Source organism: Chloroflexus sp., from assembly GCF_034435895.1.
Classification (GTDB): domain Bacteria; phylum Chloroflexota; class Chloroflexia; order Chloroflexales; family Chloroflexaceae; genus Chloroflexus.
Genome location: NZ_DAOTWH010000341.1, coordinates 1 through 20,241, shown reverse-complemented (window position 1 = coordinate 20,241; position 20,241 = coordinate 1). Strand labels below are relative to the sequence as shown.

Below are 20,241 nucleotides of genomic sequence, written 5' to 3'. Positions count from 1 at the left end.
CGCGAAAGAGGTCGGGCCGCTCGCGCCGAAAGGCCAGCGCGGTGGCGATGGTGTAGAGCTTGATCCGGCCATCGGCGGCGGTAGCCAGCAATGCTTCCGCCAACGCCTGCGCCCCTCGTTCGGCCCGCTGCGCGCGCAACTCGGCCAGCAGCGCCACCCGGAGCTGAAAATCAACCGGTCGCCGGTTGTCAGGATCAACCAGACTAACATCCCACAACTCGCATCCCTGATAGAGATCGGGCACTCCCGGCGTCGCTAGTCGCGCGAGGGTTTGGGTCAAGCTGTTGAAACGTCCGAAAAACGCGACCCGCTTGGCGAAGGCATCAAGGCTCTCAAGAAAGCGGCGCGAACGGCGCGGGTCGAGAATGCCAGTGACGAACCGCTGCATTGCAGCATCGTACTCGGCGTTGGGGTTGATCCAGCTCGTATTGACCTTCGCCTCACGGGTGGCCTTTTCCATATAGGCGACCATCCGTTCGGTGAAGCGGGGCAGATGCTCCATCCCTTCCCACGCCCCCACCAGCGTCTGGTAGAGCAGATACTCGTCATTGCGGCTCGGCGCCATCCCGCCCTCGATCTGGCTGCGCTTCGCCGCATTCAGCCGGCTCCATTGCACGACGTGCTTGCGCCATTCGTCGGGCAGCTCGCTCAACACGCTGATGCGAGCGCGCACATCTTCGCTGCGTTTGGTATCGTGGGTAGAGGTTGTCACCATACTGTGCGGCCAGTGCTGTTGCCGCTCTTGGGCAGCCTGATGCAGCTCGGCTACATCGTTGCCAAAGAGTTCGGGGTGTCCGCCCACCTCATTAAGCGCGACCAGCCGGTTGTAGACGTAGAAGGCCGTATCTTCCACCCCCTTCGCCATCACCGGCCCGCTCAGTTGCTGAAACTTCATCACAAAGCGCACCACGTCATCGCGCACCTCTGGCGCAAAGTGGTTGAGATTACGCAAGAGCAACGTCTCTTCGAGAAAGTCGAAGATCTGCGCTGCCGTGCGCGGGTTGCGTCGTTTCGCCTCGCGCACTGCCGCCCGGATCGCCTGCTCGTCGCGCTCGCTGACCACGCCATCTGTGCTGATGTAGGTGCGGTACACCGGCATGCCGGCAATCACCTCGCGGATGGCGAAGGTCAGACTGTTGCGGGTAAAGTCGCGGTAGCGGCGGGTGCGCTCGGCTAGCCGGTCGAGCAGATGGCTGAGCGTGTTGACTTCGCTCGCCAGCGCGACCAGCATAATCTCCTTCTTTTTGCTGTTGACCAGATTGGCGAAGGTGGGTTGCGGCCCGGCAAACTGGCTGTACAGCCGGTTGAGCGCGCGCTGGCTGCTGCGGTCGATCAAGGCGCCGCCGATCTGGTTGAGGAAATCGTAACCGGTAGTGCCGGCCACTGCCCAATCGGCGGGCAACGGTTCGCCGTGGCTGAGAATCTTCTCGGCTACCACATAGAGCGGCCACAACCGTTCGCCGCGCTCAGCCTGCGCCAACCGCTCGCGAATCTGCTCATCGAGATCGGCGGGGGCGCTGCCGCCAAAGCGCACCGCCGCCGCATAGCGCAGGTAGCTCTCTTGTAATTGGCGGAAGTAGGCTGCCGGCTGCCACAGACCGTCGGGGTGATCGATGCGGGCGCCGGTAGCAATCCCCTCCGTCAACAAGCGCAAGATCAGATCGTGGGTCGCCTGCAACACCTCTGGCAGCTCAACCCGGATGGCGGCCAGATCGTTGATGTCGAAAAAGCGGCGGTAGTTGATCTCTTCGGTCGCCACCCGCCAGAACGCCAGCCGGTACGATTGGCGGGAGATCAAAGAATCAAGCAAGTCAAAACTTTTCGGATCAGCGGGATCGCCGTTGTAATCGGCCAGCGCCTGCGCGATCATCCGGCGCACCGGTTCGCTGGCCGCCGCCAGCGTCGCGATCCGGCGCTTGATCACCTCTTTTTCGCGATTGCGCTCGATCACCCGCTCAGGCGCGGTCTCGTGGCGCGCCGGCAGGTAGCCGATCGCGGTAATGATGCTCTGCAACTCAATCGCATCAGGGTGATCCGGACCCAGTTCGCCTAACAGATCATCGAGCCGGTGGGCCAAAATATCGGCGTAACTGCGCGGATTGAGCGGGAAGCGATGCTCCCAGTAGCCCAAGCTAAACCCGCCATCGTCATCGTAAGACAAGCGCAACTCGCCCCGTTCGAGAATCACGCCGTATTGATCGCCTAGCACCGGCAACAACACCTTGCCGTGCAATTCGGGCGGTACCGGATCCCAATCAATATCGAAGTAGGGGGCAAACACCGAACTCGGCCCGTTTTCGAGCACATCGCGCCACCAATAGTTGCGCAGATCGCCGATGCCCATGTGGTTGGGCACTACATCGAGGATCACGCCGAGTTGATGGACGCGCAGCGCCTCAGCGAGCTTGGTGAAGCCTTCGGCGCCGCCTAATTCAGGATTGAGCTGCGAGTGGTCGGTGATGTCGTAACCGTGCCGGCTACCGGCGCGCGGGGTCAGGATCGGTGAGAGGTACAAGTCACTTATGCCAAGTTCGGCAAAGTAGGGAACTAGCTTGGCGACATCGGTGAAGGTCAGATCAGCGTTCAACTGCAAGCGGTAGGTTGCGCGTGGAATGTATGGTTCTGCATCAATCATGGTTCTCCCGGCGGCAGACGAAAGCGCAATTTCGCGCCGAGCGCGCGGAACAGCCGCACCCACGCATGGGCATCGGAGTAGCCCGCCTCGGATTCGGCCTTCATCTGCGGATAAACAGACTGCAACAACTCGTAGTAGACATTTTGGGCATACCAGACATCAACCTCAAACGGCAGATTGCGCGCCAAACCGACGGCTGCGTCGAGGTGGGATAGCAACGCCCGATCTTCAGGCGTTAGTTGGAAGGTCTCGCTGATGCGCCGGATGGTGCGCGAGAGGGCATAACTCAAGCCCTCGGCATCGAGGATGACGCCAGAGCGTTGCGCCTCGCGCAGCAGACTGTTGATGCGGTCGAAATCGAGCGGGTCGGCTTCAAACAAGCGACGCAGTTCGGTGTTGATAGCAAACTCGGCGGCGATCTGAAACTCGCGCGGCACCGGCATGCCCATACTGGCCAAAAACCGCATCAGCGGGGCATGGTTTTCGTAAATCTGCCGGTAGGCCGCTTCAGCTTCTGCCAAACTTGAGGTGAGGATGCGGTTGAGGATCTGGCGCTGCTCGTCGCCAAACAGCAGTTTGAGCGAGTACTGCTCTTGGCCGAAATTGCGGTCAACCAAGCGGATGACGCCGGGAATATCGGCCCGCAAGAAGAGTTCGCTCAATTCTTCGATCAGTTGCTGGTAGGCCTGCTCGCTCTGATACTCGCGCACCCCGCCGGAAATGTTGTGATCGCCGAGGTGAAGGACGCCGAAGCTGAGCCGGGTCGCTTCGCCGGTGACATTCGACTCGATGCGGATGCGACCCAACGCCAAACGCGCCTTGCCCGCCAAGAGCAGATGGTAATCTTCGCGCTCGACGGTGTAGGCATAGATCCGCTCGCGCTCGCCAGTGCTGTTGAAGAGCGAGGTCATCGCATAGTGCGCACCCACTTTGCGCAGATCGACCATCGCCGGACGCACGTGGCGCTCGTAGAGGTCGCGCCCGTTGCCGCGCGACGGCAGATTGCTGCGCGCCTGCGCCAGCCGGTCGAGGAATTCCGGCTCAAAGTCTTCGCCAAACAGCTCGTGGGCTAGTTGGAGCGCCCGCCCGGCGTACATCATTACCTGTATGGTTTCGATCCCGCTCAGGTCATCGAAAAACCAGCCGCACGAGGTGTACATCAGCATCAGATGACGCTGCAACTCCATCAGCTTCAGCGCCGCGATCCGCTGGTCTTCATCGAGCCGGCCCCGGCCATGCCGGCCAATAAAGGCAGCAACATTCTCTGGTGAACGGTCGAGAATGACGTTGATATAATCATCGCGCGCGGCCCACGGATCGATCAGCAACCGGCGGGCATAGCCCTCGAAGCGGGGGGCGATCGTGTCGCGCAGCCAGTCGAAAGCGGCACGCAGCGGCGCGCGCCATGCCTGATTCCAACCCGGATTGCCGCCGGTATTGCAACCGCAGTCGGTTGACCAGCGCCCTACGCCGTGCGCACAACTCCACGCCGTGCGTTCGATGATCTGCACTTCGTGGGTAGGGCGGTAGCGTTGCAGATACGAAGCATAGTTGGTCAGCTTGGCCAAGCCGGTCTCTTCGATGTAGTGGAGGGCGTAGGCCAGCGCCATATCGCCGTGGCGGTGGTGGTGGCCGTAGGTCTCGCCGTCGGTAGCGATGTGGGCCAGTTGCGGCCACGGACGCTGGTCGTTGAAGATACTGGCCAGCCGGTTGGCAAAGCCAACCCCGCTGCTGAGCAGGCGCTCGAAGGCGACGGCCCGCGACACTGGCCCATCGTAGAAAAAGACCGTGATCGCCCGCCCGCTCGCTAGCTTCACCAGATACGGCTGGGTCGGATCGATCCGCCCGCCGCTGACGTCGTGCCAGATCATCTCGCCGATTTTGCGCACGTGGCTGGCTTGGCTCGGTGCCAAGATGGTAAAGCGAATGCCATGTTCGGCCAAAATATCGAGCGTTTCGAGGTCAACCGCCGTTTCAGGCAACCACATCCCTTCCGGCTGGCGGCCAAAGCGATGCACGAAGTCGCGGATGCCCCACACCACCTGCGTCACTTTATCGCGCCGCGAAGCCAGCGGCATAATGATATGGTTGTAGCATTGCGCCATCGCCGAGCCGGCGCCGAAATAGCGCTGGCTTTCTTGGTCGGCGTGGAGAATAGCTTGATAGACTTGTGGCGCATGCGCGGCCAGCCATGTCAAGAGGGTTGGCCCGAAGTTGAAGCTGATCCGGCTGTAGTTATTGACGATGCGGACAATCCGATTTTGGCTGTCGAGAATACGCGAAGCGGCATTTTCCTCGTAGCATTCCGCATTAATCCGCTCGTTCCAGTCGTGATAAGGGTACGCCGAGTCTTGCTGCTCAATCGCCTCAAGCCAAGGGTTTTCCCGTGGCGGTTGGTAGAAGTGACCGTGAATGCAGATCAGCCGCTCGGCCATAGGAGGTACTCCGTTGTTTCAGCTTCCTTTGCGTTGGCGCACAGGCGCTTATGCGCACGGTTGGGTACGCCTTTGCGCCGTTGTGTCACTTCTGGGCGGTTGCTGCCAGCAGCACCGCGCTGTGGCCGGCGCAGACGACGCTGGCCTGATTCAAGCTTGCTGCCGGCGGATCGGCGCTATCGAGCCAGATGCGCCACGCTTGCGCCGGTAAGTCGATCTGGGCCGGAGTGAGGCCGAAATTGAGCAATAACCGGATGCCCGGCCACTCAACAACGATCACCCGCCCTTGCACACGGGTGCGTGGGCGCTGCCGCAACCTCGGCAATTCGCGCCGGATGCGCAACAGTTCGCGGTAGAAGGCCTGATGCGCCGCGTGCCGCCCCACCGCGCGCAAGCTATGATTCAACTTTGAACGCATGAACGTGGCCGGGTCTTGTGGATCGGGCACGGCTTGGCCGGGGCGGAGAAAAGAGGCGAATTCGCGCTTGCGCCCCTCGCGCACCCCGGTGATCAGGGCCGGATCGCTATGGTCGGTAAAGTACTGGAACGGCGCCGGTTCATTATACTCTTCCCCCATAAAGATCAACGGCGTGTACGGGCTCAGCAGCACCGTTGCCGCCGCCAAGCGCATCTGCGCCTCGCTGAGCGTCGCTCCCAGCCGATCGCCAACCGCGCGATTGCCGACTTGATCATGGTTTTGGGCGAAGACCACAAACTGCTCGACGGCCAGATCAGACGGATCGCGGCCAAACCGGCGGCGGGCATGCGGCGAGTATTCGCCGGCAAAGACAAAGCTGCGCTCGATCGCCGTCGCCATCTGCTCGATGCTGCCAAAACCCTCGTAGTAGCCGTCTTGCTCGCCGGTGAGCAGCGTGTGCAGCGCGTGGTGGAAATCATCCGACCAGATACCAGTCAGGCCATATCCACCCAGCTCTTTAGGGCGAGCAAAGCGCGGATCGTTGAGCGGATGCTCGGCAAAGAGGTAGGCCGGGCGGCCCAGCCGCAACGCTTGCGCCCGCACCCGATCGGCCAGCTCTTCGAGCACATGGTACGGCGATACATCGAAGATAGCATGGGTTGCATCGAGGCGCAAGCCGTCAATATGGTACTCGCGCAGCCACTCAAGCGCATTTTCGATGATCAACCAGCGCACGAGATCACTCTCGGCCCCATCGTAATTGATCGCCGCCCCCCACGGCGTGCGGTAGCGGTCGGTAAACGCCGGCGGCGCGACGTCCCACAAATAGTTGCCTTCGGGGCCGAAATGGTTGTAGACCACATCGAGCAGCACCGCCATGCCGTGGGCATGGGCGGCATCAACTAGCCGCTTGAGGCCCGTCACGCCGCCGTAAGCGGTATGCGGCGCGTAGAGGTAGACGCCATCGTAGCCCCAATTGCGCGTGCCGGCGAAGTGGGCCACTGGCATTAGCTCGATCGCGGTGATGCCGAGATCACGCAGCATGGGCAGGTGGGGAATAATCGCCTCGAAGGTGCCTTCTGGCGTGAAGGCGCCTACGTGCAGCTCGTAGATGACCAGATCAGAGAGTGGCACCCCGCGCCACGCTGCATCGCTCCAATCAAAGTGATGATCCACCACCGCCGAGGGGCCATGCACGCCGTCGGGTTGGCAGCGCGACGCCGGATCGGGCCGCTCGCGCGATCCGGCGAGCCGGTAGCGGTAGCGCGTGCCGGGAGGCGCTGTCGTGACCACGTGCCAACAGCCGTAGCCGATCGGCTGCATCGCCACTGCGTGCGGCTGCGAATCGAGCACAATCAATTCGACAGTCGTCGCCGTTGGCGCCCACAGCGTGAACGCTGTTGTGCCGTCGGCCCGGTAGACCGCGCCGGGCAGTGGTAAATCAAACATAAGCATGCCACGATACAGGTTCGCGTAGGGGCGGGGTGTTCAACCCGCCCGGTGTTGCCACGATAGATAGGCCAGTAGGGCAGGTTTGCAACCCGCCCCGTTAAGGTTGAGAGACGAACAGAACGTTTGGTCGAGTGTAACCATTGATCGCTGGGCAATGCCTCAACACCCGGATCTACACCCCCTCCCGCGTCAGTGGGAGAGGGGCTGGGGGTGAGGGTGAAACGGTGTATCGCAAAGCCATAAACTGTATCTGTGCTCACACGTTCTGTCTGTCCTTGAACCCATTAGGGTCAGGTTGCCCCCCCCCGCCCCCGTTTAGCCATTATGTTTCAAGAACAACGCCCCCAATGGCGGCAAGCGCAGCCGCAACGAGAATGGCCGGCCATGCGATGGCGTCTCTTCGGCCATCACCCCGCCGGCGTTGCCTTGCCCGCTGCCCCAGTAATACTCAGAGTCGCTGTTAAACATCTCGCGCCACCAACCGCCCGCCGGCACGCCAACCCGGTAATCTTCGCGCACCACCGGCGTCGCATTCAGTACGACCAATATCGTCTCGCCGCGCCGGCTCTTGCGCAAAAAACTGTAGACGCTAGTGTCGGCATCGTTGGCGTCCACCCACTCAAACCCCTTCGGATCGCAGTCGAATTCGTGCAGCGCCGGCTCACTGCGGTAGAGCCGGTTGAGGTCGCTGATGACGCGCAGCACCCCTTGATGCGAGGGGAACATCAACAGGTGCCAGTCGAGACCGGTATCGTGCGACCATTCGCGCCACTGGCCAAACTCGCCGCCCATAAAGAGCAGCTTCTTGCCGGGTTGGGCGAACATATAGCTGTAGAGCAGGCGCAGGTTGGCAAACTTCTGCCACACATCACCCGCCATCTTATCGAGCAGCGACCCCTTGCCATGCACGACTTCATCGTGCGAGAGCGGCAGAATATAGTTCTCGGTGAACATATAGAGGCCGCGGAAGGTCAACTCGTTGTGGTGGAAGCGGCGATAGATGGGGTCGCGGTGGAAATATTGCAGCGTGTCGTGCATCCACCCCATATCCCACTTAAAGCCGAAACCCAACCCGCCAACGTAGACTGGACGCGAGACCATCGGCCATGCCGTGCTCTCTTCGGCAATCGTCTGCACGTCGGGGTAGTACTTGTAAATCTGTGCATTGAGTTCGCGCAAGAAGCTAATCGCTTCCAGATTTTCATTCCCGCCGTACTGGTTCGGAATCCATTCGCCGGGCCGGCGCGAGTAGTCGAGGTAGAGCATACTCGCCACTGCATCAACCCGCAGGCCATCAATATGAAACTTATCGAGCCAGCAGAGGGCCGAGCTGATCAGGAAGCTGCGCACCTCGTTGCGCCCGTAGTTGTAGATGTAGCTGCCCCAATCGGGGTGATACCCCTTGCGCGGATCAGCATGCTCGTAGAGATGGGTGCCGTCGAAATAGGCGAGGCCATGGCCGTCGGTGGGGAAGTGGCTGGGCACCCAGTCCAGAATTATACCGATCCCGTTTTGGTGCAGGTAATCAACAAAGTACATAAAATCTTGTGGCGTGCCATAACGGCTGGTCGGCGCGAACATCCCGGTTGACTGGTAGCCCCACGAACCGTAGAAGGGGTGTTCGGTCACCGGCAGCAGCTCGACGTGGGTAAAGCCGCACTCTTTGACGTGCTCGACCAGCTCGTGGGCCAGCTCGCGGTAATTCAGCGGGCGGTTATCCTCTTCGGCTTTGCGCCGCCACGAACCGAGATGCACTTCGTAGATCGAGATCGGCACATCGAACCGCTGGCGCTGGCCGCGCTCAGCCATCCACTGCTGATCCGACCACGTATACTCACGATCCCAGACAATCGCCGCCGTCTGCGGCGCGACTTCAAAGTAGCTGCCGAAGGGATCGGTCTTATCTTCGCGGTAGCCGTAATAGCGCGAGGCGATGTGGAACTTATAGCGCATACCTTTGCCGACGTGGGGAATGAACCCTTCCCACACGCCGGAAAAGCCGCGCTGACGCAGCGGATTAGCCCCGGCATCCCAGTTATTCCAATCACCGATCACGGCCACATATTCGGCGTTAGGCGCCCAAACCGCAAAGTAGGTGCCGGGAACGCCTTCAATCGTGACCGGTTGGGCGCCAAATTTATCGTACAGGCGGTAATGGGTGCCCTGATTGAAGAGATAAATATCGTCTTCGCTCAGGATGCTGGCCATCATCGCTTTGGTCGCCGCCGACGGCTCGTCGGCCACTGCGGCGGGTAGTTCGGTCTGCGGTGCGATCATCGACGCGGTCGCCTCTTCGACCGGCGCCTCTTTCTTGCGACGAGTGCGGCGAGGTTTTTCAGTATCGCTCATGGGTGATTCCTCTTGTGGGTATTCGTGGCTGCGCGCATACGCAACTCGTAGGCTATTAGTTTTTTACCGCAGAGAGCGCCGAGGGCGCAGAGGCGCAGCAATCTCCTACGAGCACGGCGGCAACCCGCTCTGGCATATAACCTCGCCCCCCTTGTCATTGCGAGTCGCGCACCGCGCGGCGCAGCAATCTCCCGCGAGCACGGGAGCCACCCGCTCTGGCTGGATCCCGCTGAAGCGGGAGATTGCTGCGGTCGGGCGGCTCCCAGCTTCGCTGGACGCCGCCACTTCCTCGCAATCACAGACTGGCTCCGCGTCCTCCGAGTCCTCTGCGGCACCTGCTACTGCTCAATCTGGCGCAAGATCCCGTTGACCGGAATCGGCAACCAATCCGGGCGGTTGTTCATTTCATACGCCAGTTCGTAGATCGCTTTTTCGACCACAAAGGTCTCAAGCAACGCTTCCAAATCGGCGCGATCGGCAGGCACAAACGGTTCATTGCCCGCCGTGGCGAGGTAGCCGTGCAGGAACGACGCGCAGACCCAGAAACTCCAGAAATCGGCCCAGCGTTGCAGCCGCTCGAATTCATCGGCGCTGCTCGCGACGCTATCACGGGCAAAGAGAGCGGCATACGCAGCGTACTGGTACGAGCGCAGCATCCCGGCTACATCGCGCAGCGGCGACCGCTTGATCCGCCGTTCGCTGATCGGGCGCAGCGGTTCGCCCTCGAAGTCGATGATCACGTAATCTTTGCCGGTAAAGAGTACCTGCTCAAGATGGTAGTCGCCGTGAATGCGGATGCGCACCGTCTCGATCTTGTCGCCGGTAATGCGTTGCAAGCAGGCCAGCAACACTTCCTCGTTCTGCGCGACGCGCTCGGCGGCGGGACGCACCGTTGCCGGCAAGGATGGCAACTGCTTGCGCAGGTCTTGCAAGGTACGCCCGATCAGGCTACGGATGCTCTGATAGATCGAGCGTTGGTAGAGGGTTGAGAAGGGTTCTGGCGCCATGGCCGGCCCGCTACCTCTGGCCAGCGCCTGATGCATCTCGGCGGTGCGCTGGCCGAGCAAGCGCGCCGCTTCGAGGTAGCCGCCGATCAGCTCTTCGGCCAACGGCGCCGGCGGTTGTTCGGCAGCCGCCAACAGCTCGGCTACACTCCCTTTCACCGCTGGCGGGGCCAGATCGGGCCGGGTGAGCACCGTATCGTAATACCGCCGCACTACATCGAGCGCGTAATCGAAGGCGTCACCCTCGTTTTGCACATACCCCTGCACGATCGCTAGCGTCAGCGGCTCGTCTTTGCCGCGCAGATATTCGATGTAGCCGGCCACCGGCGGCGTATGGGCAAACCCGGCCTCTTCGGTCAAGTAGCGACCTAGTTCAAGATCGGGGTTGCGGCCCGGCTCGATCTTGCGGAACAGCTTCATAATCAGCCGGCTGCCAAAATTGATCGACGAATTGCTCTGCTCGCCGCGCATGAGGCTCGGCTCAAGGCCGTCGCTGCCGCTGATCAGTTTGCGTAAGGCGCGGGTCGTGCCTCCCACCAATTCGCCGCCGGCTTCGCCGCGCAAGCGCCGGCGGCCAATCGTTAGTTCGAGCAGCGCCGCGGCAAAGCGCCGTTCGCCAAGCGGATCGTACAGCACCCCCGCTTCGGGCCGCCGCCCCACCTTTAGACGGGCAATCGCCAGATGGCGCTGATCGGCCAGAATCTGATCGGCCCGCTCACCCTCGGCGTAGGCCATCGGCAACAAATACGTTTCAGGACTGCCTTCCACGTACTGCACATTCAGCAGCGTGAGATAGGCCGGGCCACCGGCATAATCGAGCCGGGCAAATTCGTTGATGTTGACCTGCTTGATCTTGCGCGTTTTGGCGCCAAACCAGCGCCGGTTGCGCAGATAGTCGGGCAAGACCCGCTCTAGCCGCTCTTGGCGGCCATCGTAAAAGATGGCATCCCACTCGATCGCATCAACCGGTATCTGCGCCAGTTCGGTTTCAGGCTGCGGCGCCGTCAGTCGCACCCCTTCCACCCGCTGCGGCGCCAGCGTAAACCAGTAGAAGCTATGCGGGCCAAGGGTAAAGAAATAGGGTTGGTCGCTAATCGGCGGAAACTCGACTTGCCCAAACAGCTCGACCGGCATCAGGCCGCGGTAAGGCGAGAGGTCGAGTTCGACGCCTTGCACAAACCGCGACAAATTGAAGACCGCGAGCAAGATTTGGTCTTCGGTTTTGCGCAAGAAACAGAGCACCTTGCGATTTTCGGGGTAGAGAAACTCGAGCGTGCCGCGCCCAAACGCCGCATACCGCTTGCGCAACGCGATCAGCCGCTTCGTCCACCAGAGGAGCGAGTGCTGGTTGGCGCTTTGCGTCTCGACGTTGACCGTCTCGTAATGATATTCGGGGTCGGTAATCACCGGCAGGTAGAGTTGCTGCGGATTAGCGCGGGAAAAACCGGCATTGCGGTCGCCGCTCCACTGCATTGGTGTGCGCACCCCGTTGCGATCACCGAGGTAGATGTTATCACCCATGCCGATCTCGTCGCCGTAATACAGCACCGGCGTGCCCGGCAACGAGAAGAGGAGGCCATTCATCAGCTCGATCTTGCGCCGGTGGTTGCCGAGCAGCGGGGCCAAGCGGCGGCGAATGCCAAGGTTAATGCGGGCCTGCGGATCGCGGGCGTAAACGCGATACATATAATCGCGCTCTTCATCAGTCACCATTTCGAGCGTCAACTCGTCGTGGTTACGCAAGAAGATTGCCCACTGGCACGTGTCGGGAATGGGCGGCGTCTGCCGCATAATATCAATGATCGGATAACGATCTTCTAGATGCACCGACATAAAGAGCCGCGGCATGACCGGGAAGTGGAAGGCCATGTGGCACTCATCGCCATTACCAAAATAGGTGACCGAATCTTCCGGCCACTGGTTCGCCTCGGCCAGAAACATCCGCCCATGGTACTTCTCGTCCATGTGCCGGCGCAAGCGTTTGAGAAAGGCGTGGGTTTCCGGCAGATTCTCGCAATTAGTGCCCTCAGCCTCGTAGAGATAGGGGATGGCGTCGAGCCGCATGCCATCAACACCGAGATCGAGCCAGAACTCCATCGCCTTAAACACCGCCCGCTGCACCGCCGGATTCTCAAAGTTGAGATCAGGCTGGTGGCTGTAGAACCGGTGCCAGTAATAGGCCTGCGCCACCGGATCCCACGTCCAGTTGCTGGTCTCAAAATCTTTGAAGATAATCCGCGCGTCTTTGTAGCGGTCGGCCGTATCTGACCACACGTAAAAATTGCGCGCCGAAGAGCCGGGCTTGGCGCGGCGGGCGCGCTGGAACCACGGATGCTGGTCGGAGGTGTGATTACAGACCAGCTCGGTAATTACGCGCAGACCACGGCGATGAGCCTCGCGAATAAAGACCTTAAAGTCGGTGAGAGTGCCGTAGTTCGGATGGATGTTGGTGTAGTCGGCGATGTCGTAGCCATCATCACGCAGCGGCGAAGGATAGAACGGAAGCAGCCAGATCGCCGTCACTCCCAGATCCTGCAAATAATCGAGCTTGCTGGTCAGGCCGGGAAAATCGCCAATCCCGTCGCCGTTGCTATCGCAAAAGGCGCGCACATGCAGCTCGTAGATCACCGCATCTTTATACCAGAGCGGATCATTGGCCAGAATCGTCGGCGCCTTGGCCGGGCGGGTACGGGTCATGGTGAATCCTCATCCTTCGTCCAGCGTCATCTCCCATCCAACGTCGTCGTCTCTGCGCGGCATTGCGCTTATCGTTACGCGAAATACTCAAATCCGCGCTCATCGCGGCGCAAGCGGCGAATGCAGAAGATATGCACCGGCGCTTGCGGGCTCAGTTCGACATAGTTATATTCGCCCGACCACGTATAGCGAGCATCGGTCAACCGGTCGTGGGCTTGGTACACGCTATTGAGCCCCCACTCAGCCACCGGCACCTGCACCCAACCGCGCTGCGTGCGTTCGGGATCGAGATTGACGACCACCAGAATAATATCCTTGCCATCGGGTGAAGTCTTGCTGTAGGCTAACAACCACTCGTGCTCGTGGAAGTCGATGTCAACCCGGTGGAAGCGCAGCGTATCGTTGCGGTGCAGCGCGGGATGCTCGCGGCGAATCCGGTTGAGTTGGGCGATATAGCCGCGCAGACTATGCGGCGCATCGAGGTTCCACCACTTGATCTCGTACTTCTCGTTGTCGATATACTCTTCGCGCCCCTGTACCGGCACATGCTCCATCAGCTCGTAAGCCGGGCCGTATATCCCCCAACTCGCTGTCAGCGTTGCCGCCATCGCCGCTCGCGTGAGGAAGACGGAACGCTGGCCGGCATAGAATTGCGGGGTCAGAATATCAGGCGTATTCGGCCAGAAGTTAGGAATAAAGAAATCGCTCACCGGCGGCGTGGTCAGTTCCTGTAGATACTGGATAATCTCGTGCTTGGTAATGCGCCACGTGTAGTAGGTATAGCTCTGGGTAAAGCCGATCTTAGCCAGATGGTACATCACCTTTGGCCGCGTAAACGCCTCTGAAAGAAAGATCAGGTCGGGATGCTCGGTCTTGAGCGAATTGAGACACCAATCCCAAAAGCGCAGACTCTTAGTGTGCGGGTTATCAACCCGGAAGATGCGCACACCCTGCTCGATCCAGAAGGCAAAGATCCGGCGCAACTCTTGCCACAGCCCCTGCCAATCATCCGACTCAAAATCGAACGGATAGATATCCTGATATTTCTTCGGCGGATTCTCGGCGTACTGAATCGTGCCATCAGGCCGGGCGCGGAACCACTGTGGATGCTCGCGCACGTAAGGGTGATCAGGCGAGCATTGGAAGGCGATGTCGAGTGCCACCTCGATGCCGTAGGTGCGCGCCGCCGCCACCAGCGCCCGAAAATCTTCGAGCGTGCCCAATTCGGGATGGACGCTCATGTGGCCGCCGTCAGCATTGCCGATCGCCCATGGGCTGCCCGGATCGTTAGGGCCGGCGGTGAGGCTGTTGTTGCGGCCTTTGCGGAAGGTATAGCCGATCGGATGGATCGGCGGCAGATAGAGCACGTCAAAGCCCAATTCGGCCACGTAAGGCAGGCGCTTAATCACATCGCGGAAGGTGCCGTGGCGGCCCGGCTCATCGGCGGTCGATCGAGGGAACAACTCGTACCATGCGGAAAACCGCGCCCGCTCACGCTCGACCGTCACTGGATAAACCTCTGACTCGGTAGCAAAACGGCGCGGTAAGTGAACGGCCATCAATGAATGAATCTCGCTGGCAAAGGCGGTATCGACATCACCGGAAATCAACGCCGCCTCAGCCACGTGCAACACCGCCGAAGCGGCGCCACTGGTATGGCGCGCCGCTTCGCCGACGAGCGCCGCCCCGATCTGCAAATCGACCCGCACATCTTGGCCGGCGGCCAGCCGCTTCTCAAGCTGATGCACCCACGTCGCGAAGCGATCGATCCACGCCACAATCTGAAACTCGTGACGGCCAATGCTGTTGAGGGTAAACTGTCCTTCCCAGCGATCGTTGACCAGCGGGCGCAACGGCGCTTCGTGCCACGTCTTGGCCCCGACCGGACGGTGGCGCACCACCGCCGCCAACTCTTCATGACCGTCGGCAAACAGATCGCACCGCACCGTCAGCACATCACCCACAACCCGCTTGACCGGGTACCGCCCGCCATCGATTGCCGGTTCAACCGCCTCAATAATAACCCGGCGCCGCCCTTCACCAACTGCTGCCAGATCAGGATCGACTGCCGCCGCTGCGCGGCGCGAGCGAGAACGTGGCGCCTTGACGGTCATGGAGCCTCCTCGATATGTAATACATCGTGACTTTGCGCGTGGGGTGATGCCTCGTTCACCCTTCCCCACTTTCGATTGTACGGTGCTCGGCGGGATGTGTCAAACTGGTTGCATGCGGTACTGATTCGATATTATTGACCTTATGTGATGTGCTAGACTACCACTAGCGCTTATGCTCCTGCGTCCCCGGCGGCTGTGCGCAGGACAACTGACTGAGAGGAGTCGCAGTTGCTGCGCGCTGTGTTGGCCACCGTTTTTATCCTCGCGCTTGCGGGCATGCTCAACGGCCAGTATCTGGTCGGCAGCGCGCCTGTTCCTTCACCCGCTGCAACGATCACGTGGGAGATTGAGACGGTCGATGGGCCGCGCCACTTCATTCGGCTGCGCGATCGCACGCTGCGCATCGACAGCGCCGGTCATCCGCATCTCGCCTTTGGCGGCGACGCGCTCTATTACGCCCACGCCGAAGCCGCCGGCTGGCGGATTGAGGTCGTTGATGACAACCCCGGCGCCGGTGAATACGCCGCCCTTGCCTTAGATCAAGCCAATCAGCCGCACATCAGGTACTACGACTGGCGCAACGGTGCGTTGAAATATGCCCATCGCACCGCTAGCGGCTGGCAGATCGCAACCGTCGATGACACTAGCCATACCGGTCACTACCCGGCCTTCGCCCTCGATCGTACCGGCTATGCGTACCTTGCCTACTACGACTGGACGCATAGCGCGCTGAAGTATGCGCGCTGGGATGGGCAAGGTTGGCAGATTCAGACCATTGACGCCCAGAACAATGCCGGCGTCGCCGCCACCCTTTCCCTTGATGACAACGATCGCCCGCACATCAGCTTTTTTGCCGCAGCCACCAGCCACCGCCACCTTACAGCATGCGCTGTGGACGGGCAGCGCGTGGCAGGTGCAAACGGTTGACCGCTACGCCGGCCAATTTTTGTCACAGGCTCTTGACCAGCAGGGCCACCCCCATCTTGCCTACTACGACTCGGCCAATGCCGATCTGAAATATGCGTACTGGGATGGCGCAGGTTGGGTCATCCACGTGGTTGATGAAACAGACATTACCGCTTGGTATGTCACGCTGGCGCTTGACTCGTTCGATCAGCCGCATATCGGGTACTACAACGCTTCGCAAGCAAGCGTACAGTATACGTTCTGGAATGGCGCCGCATGGCAGCGGCAAATTGTCATCTCTGCCAACAACGCCATCCGCGCCCTCAGTCTTGACCTTGATGCAGATAACCAACCGCAACTTAGCTTGTTCACCGAACACAGTTGGGATCAGAATGCCCTCTGGTATGCCCGCCCCAGCAATGGCTTCTGGCAGATCGAGTTGTCGAACAATCCGGGCAGGTTGGCCGTTACGCCTCACTGGCCCTTGATAGTGCCGAGCATCCGCATCTAGCCTATTACAACATGACCAGCGGCACTCTGGCATACGCACGGTGGCTAGGCGCTTACTGAGTGACATAAATTGTCGATCAATCGCCGCGGGTCGGGCAGTTTGCCCAGCTCGCGCTCGATCGCGCCTATCAGCCGCGCATTGCGTACTACGATGCCGCCAACGGCGATCTCAAGTATGCGCGCTGGCGCCCCAATCGCTGGGAGCACCAACGGGTGGATAGTCACGGCCAAACGGGCGAGTATGTCACGTTGGCGCTCGACCGATTCGACTATCCGCACCTCGCCTACTATGACGCCACGAATGGCGATCTGCTTTATGCGCAGTGGAACGACCAGTACTGGCGCATCTGGATTGTCGATGCGAGCGGTGATGTTGGGCAGTATGCAGCACTGGCGCTCGACCGATTCGACTATCTGCACCTCGCCTACTACGACGCCACGAATGGCGGTCTGAAATACGCTCGTTGGAACGGCAACGGCTGGCAGATCACGACCGTGGCCGCCGATGGGGATGTGGGCCGCTATGCTGCGCTGGCTCTAGATCGTGCCTATCAGCCGCACATTGCGTACTACGATGTTAATGGCAATCTGCACTATGCCCGTTGGAATGGCAATGGCTGGCAGATCGAAACTGTGGCCGCCGAAGGAGATGTAGGTCGCTATGCCTCCCTTACACTCGATAGAGCTGAGCAACCGCACCTCGCGTACTACGACGCCACTAACGGCGTCCTCCAATAGGCTTACTGGAACGGCGCCGTATGGGCACGGCAGATCGTTGATGGCAACGCGCAAGCGGGCATTGATGCGTCGCGCGCCCTTGACCGGGCCAATCGCCCCCACATTGGCTACCACGGCGCGATCGACGGCGATCTGAACTATGCGCGCGCGTGATGGCCTCCCACTGCTTCCGACCAGTACCCCGACGGCCACGCCGACCGCGCCGCCGCGCCCGATCGCGCCGTAGGGGTGCCGTAAGGGCGCAGCGTGCTGCGCCCGCACCCTACGGTATGGGCCGCACCAACGTATATTGGCCGTGATGGTGATCGGCGCGGCCAAAATCTACCACTACATACCCAGCGGCAAAGGCAGCTTCGGCGCAGGCGCGGAAATGGTAGCGCCACGCCTGCGCCGCGCTCGGATCGCGTTGCTGCACAGCGCTGAAATCGAGCGGGATGCGCAAACGCGCCACCGCTTCACCAGCTATAGCCGGCGGCGCATCGAGCGATGGATTGATCAGCGGCGCTGCAGCCACTTGCTCGGCAGGCGGGCGCGCCACCGGTGACTGCACCAACCACCACTCGACTTGAAACCGATCACTCGGCAACACGCCATCGACCAGCTCCGGATCCGGCCCATACACATTGCGCAAATAGGTGCGACAAATCGCCCCCAGCTTGTGGATATTGAGATGGGCATTGCGCGCCAAAAGCGGGTCATACGTCCACGTCATCAATTCGAGGTCTTGCGCCAAGGCAAACTCGCGCTGCGCCCGCTTCAGCCGCTCGCCGATGCGCGCGTCGCGCAGATCGGGCCGCACCGCCGCCATGTGTGAGGCATGCTTCAAGCGGCCATCGGCAGTGCGGGCCAAAAAGCCAAAGACAAAGCCTACCAGCTCATCGCCGGCAAACGCGCCCAATACCAACCCGCCATTGCGCTGCACCGTCACCAGCAAGTTGAGGGGCACCACAAACTCATCACCCCACACCACTTGCTGAAGTTGTTCGCAGGCCCGATATTCGGCGTATGTGGCTACTGGCCGGATAGTGATCTGCATGGTGTCCTCAAGATGTATGTGATTGCTACCTGAAGAACTACACCGCATTATAGCAACAAAGGGGGAACAGCGGGGCGTGCCCGACTGTCCTTGCGAGGCGCAAAGCGCCCGCAGCAATCTCCCGCTTCAGCGCAGACCCATGGCCTACCGGCATCCCTCCCGTGCTCGCGGGGGATTGCGTCGCCGCCTCTGGCGGCTCGCAAGGACAGGTGGGGAGCGGGACGTGACGACTGTCATTGCGAGGGAGTGGCGGCGTCCAGCGGAGCTGGGAGCCGCCCGACCGCAGCAATCCCCCGCTTCAGCGCAAGCAACCACTTTCGGCGCCTCTCCCGGGCGCGCATTGAGGGGCGGACAGCACATGTAGCCGGTCACAACCGTTAATCGCTGTGCGATGCCTTACAGTCCGGTGCTGCGCTCCCCTCTCCCGCGCCAGTGGGAGAGGGGCAGGGGGTGAGGGCCAGCAGCCCGCGTAGCGGGCTTCGTAAGCCTAGCCCGGCCCTTCAGGGCCGGGTACCGGACAGATGTTCTGTCCGCCCTTGAAGTCCTTGCGAGGCGCAAAGCGCCCGCAGCAATCTCCCGCTTCAGCGCAAGCAACCTGTGCAGGCATATCTCCCGTGCTCGCGGGGGATTGCAGCCCTTTCATCGCAAAACCGTGAACAAACCCTGTTGACAGATGCCCCCATCTGTCTTGATACTAGAAAGACGCGATGGCGCACAACAACTTGGCCGCCATACGCCGCAACCGGCTAGTAGCCGGCAACCCTTTCGCGTACCATCGAGACTCGGAAAACACCTGCGCTTGGAGGGCTAACATTCGTGGTTGCGCCACTCTCTGCGACAACCCTCGCCGGCCTGATCGATGACTTTTTGGCCGAATATACCGCGGCGCACCCGGCCCAAGCCGCCGCGAGCGGCTTGCCGCCGCCGCCAGTGATCGGCGAACATAGCCCGGCGGCAATTACGGCACGGCTGGCCCGTTACCGGGCTTTAGCGGCAGCGTTGCAGCACCTTACGCCGCACACCGTCGCCGAACGGCTCGATCACGCTTTGCTGAGTTGGCAACTCGAATGGGCCATCTGGCAACTGAGTACCTTACAACCACACCGCCGCGATCCCCGTTACTATGCCGGGCTAGCGTTTCTTGACCCGCGCCGGTTAGAGACCAATGATGAAGCCGAATGTGACGCGCTCTTGGCCGAACTGCGCGCCATTCCCAGCCTGTTGGAAACCGCGCGTGCCAACCTCCGCCGTCCCCTGAACCGGCTGGCGATCGAAGAGGCGCTGATTGCGCTCCAGCTCACCGTGGCCACGCTCAATAGCACCCATCTGCCCAACCGCGAGTTGCGGGCCGCTGCGCGCGCGGCGCTCACCGCACTGGCAGCGTTTAGCCATTTTTTACAGGTGGAACACCTGCCTGCCGCCGTTGAGGAAGTGGGTCTCGGCGCCGCCTACTTCAGCGATTGGCTGCGGCTGGCTGAGCAGATCAGCCTCTCGCCGGAACGGCTGCGCGCCTTGGGCGAAGCCGAACTACGCCGGCAGCGCGATGTCTTGAGCGCGCTCGCGCCGCATCGCGACTACCGCCGGCTGCTGCGCGAGCTGGCCGCTGACCATCCGCCGGCTGAGCACGTGTTGGACGAATTGCGCCGCTGGATTGCCCATGCCCGCACCTTGCTCGCACGCCACGAGCTAGTGAGTCTGATAGATACAACGTTACCGCAGGTGACGATCTCGCCGCCGTTTGCCCGCTGGGCGGCGTTGAGCCTCATCCCGCCGGGACGGAACGGGCCGGCGCAAGTGGCTGTCAGCTTGCCTGATCGAACATGGCCGGCCCACGAACAAGCGGCATGGTTGCGCGCCTTTGGTCGGCCGGCGCTGGCAGTCGCTGCCCTCCACGAAGCCTATCCCGGCCATTACTTGCACCTTGCCTTCATCGCGCGCGCGCCGGGC

At 61.1% G+C, this 20,241-nt stretch carries 11 protein-coding genes; 4 read left to right on the top strand and 7 right to left on the bottom strand.

Annotation, left to right across the window (positions count from 1 at the left end; translation table 11 throughout):
• From treY to U9R81_RS18825, 6 genes are all read right to left on the bottom strand, one after another.
• A partial coding sequence (gene treY, locus U9R81_RS18850; RefSeq protein ID WP_322496954.1) for a malto-oligosyltrehalose synthase occupies nucleotides 1-2,635 on the bottom strand: 2,635 nt, incomplete at its 3' end.
• Nucleotides 2,632-5,070 (bottom strand): DUF3536 domain-containing protein, encoded by a 2,439-nt coding sequence (locus U9R81_RS18845; RefSeq protein WP_322496953.1) that lies wholly within the window; start codon nucleotides 5,068-5,070, stop codon nucleotides 2,632-2,634. The genes treY and U9R81_RS18845, both read right to left, overlap by 4 nt.
• Before the next feature lie 85 nt (nucleotides 5,071-5,155).
• Nucleotides 5,156-6,937 carry a malto-oligosyltrehalose trehalohydrolase gene (gene treZ, locus U9R81_RS18840; protein ID WP_322496952.1) on the bottom strand — a complete coding sequence of 594 codons (1,782 nt, stop codon included), beginning with the start codon at nucleotides 6,935-6,937 and terminating at the stop codon, nucleotides 5,156-5,158.
• 318 nt (nucleotides 6,938-7,255) lie between these two features.
• The gene (gene glgB, locus U9R81_RS18835) at nucleotides 7,256-9,289 is read right to left on the bottom strand and encodes a 1,4-alpha-glucan branching protein GlgB (RefSeq protein WP_322496951.1); all 2,034 of its coding nucleotides are present in this window, start codon (nucleotides 9,287-9,289) and stop codon (nucleotides 7,256-7,258) included.
• Between the two features lie 338 nt (nucleotides 9,290-9,627).
• Nucleotides 9,628-12,990: a maltose alpha-D-glucosyltransferase gene (treS, locus tag U9R81_RS18830; protein ID WP_322496950.1), complete on the bottom strand. Its 3,363-nt coding sequence runs from the start codon at nucleotides 12,988-12,990 to the stop codon at nucleotides 9,628-9,630.
• Nucleotides 12,991-13,064: 74 nt separating this feature from the next.
• Nucleotides 13,065-15,104, bottom strand: a complete 2,040-nt coding sequence (locus tag U9R81_RS18825) for an alpha-1,4-glucan--maltose-1-phosphate maltosyltransferase (RefSeq protein ID WP_322496949.1) — start codon at nucleotides 15,102-15,104, stop codon at nucleotides 13,065-13,067.
• Nucleotides 15,105-15,332: 228 nt separating this feature from the next.
• Here U9R81_RS18825 and U9R81_RS18820 point away from each other — a divergent pair, with 228 nt between their 5' ends.
• The 3 genes from U9R81_RS18820 (at nucleotide 15,333) to U9R81_RS18810 (ending at nucleotide 17,258) form a co-directional block, all read left to right on the top strand.
• A complete protein-coding gene (locus tag U9R81_RS18820) occupies nucleotides 15,333-16,031 on the top strand; it encodes a hypothetical protein (protein WP_322496948.1) in 699 nt (232 codons plus the stop codon).
• Entirely contained in the window at nucleotides 16,018-16,521 is a 504-nt protein-coding gene (locus U9R81_RS18815) for a hypothetical protein (protein WP_322496947.1), read from the top strand. Before U9R81_RS18820 ends, U9R81_RS18815 begins: the two co-directional genes overlap by 14 nt.
• Before the next feature lie 212 nt (nucleotides 16,522-16,733).
• Nucleotides 16,734-17,258, top strand: coding sequence for a hypothetical protein (locus U9R81_RS18810; RefSeq protein WP_322496946.1), 525 nt, complete (start codon nucleotides 16,734-16,736; stop codon nucleotides 17,256-17,258).
• Between the two features lie 262 nt (nucleotides 17,259-17,520).
• Here U9R81_RS18810 and U9R81_RS18805 read toward each other — a convergent pair whose 3' ends face one another.
• Entirely contained in the window at nucleotides 17,521-18,294 is a 774-nt protein-coding gene (locus tag U9R81_RS18805) for a hypothetical protein (RefSeq protein WP_322496945.1), read from the bottom strand.
• Between the two features lie 816 nt (nucleotides 18,295-19,110).
• Here U9R81_RS18805 and U9R81_RS18800 point away from each other — a divergent pair.
• Nucleotides 19,111-20,241, top strand: a 1,131-nt coding sequence (locus tag U9R81_RS18800; RefSeq protein ID WP_322496944.1) for a DUF885 family protein, incomplete at its 3' end; no start/stop codon positions are given.

What these genes read in the sequence shown, in the direction of transcription:
- U9R81_RS18845 (WP_322496953.1), bottom strand. Translation starts at nt 5,070, where the DNA reads ATGGCCGAGCGGCTGATCTGCATTCACGGTCACTTCTACCAACCGCCA.
- treZ (WP_322496952.1), bottom strand. Translation starts at nt 6,937, where the DNA reads ATGTTTGATTTACCACTGCCCGGCGCGGTCTACCGGGCCGACGGCACA.
- glgB (WP_322496951.1), bottom strand. Translation starts at nt 9,289, where the DNA reads ATGAGCGATACTGAAAAACCTCGCCGCACTCGTCGCAAGAAAGAGGCG.
- treS (WP_322496950.1), bottom strand. Translation starts at nt 12,990, where the DNA reads ATGACCCGTACCCGCCCGGCCAAGGCGCCGACGATTCTGGCCAATGAT.
- U9R81_RS18825 (WP_322496949.1), bottom strand. Translation starts at nt 15,104, where the DNA reads ATGACCGTCAAGGCGCCACGTTCTCGCTCGCGCCGCGCAGCGGCGGCA.
- U9R81_RS18805 (WP_322496945.1), bottom strand. Translation starts at nt 18,294, where the DNA reads ATGCAGATCACTATCCGGCCAGTAGCCACATACGCCGAATATCGGGCC.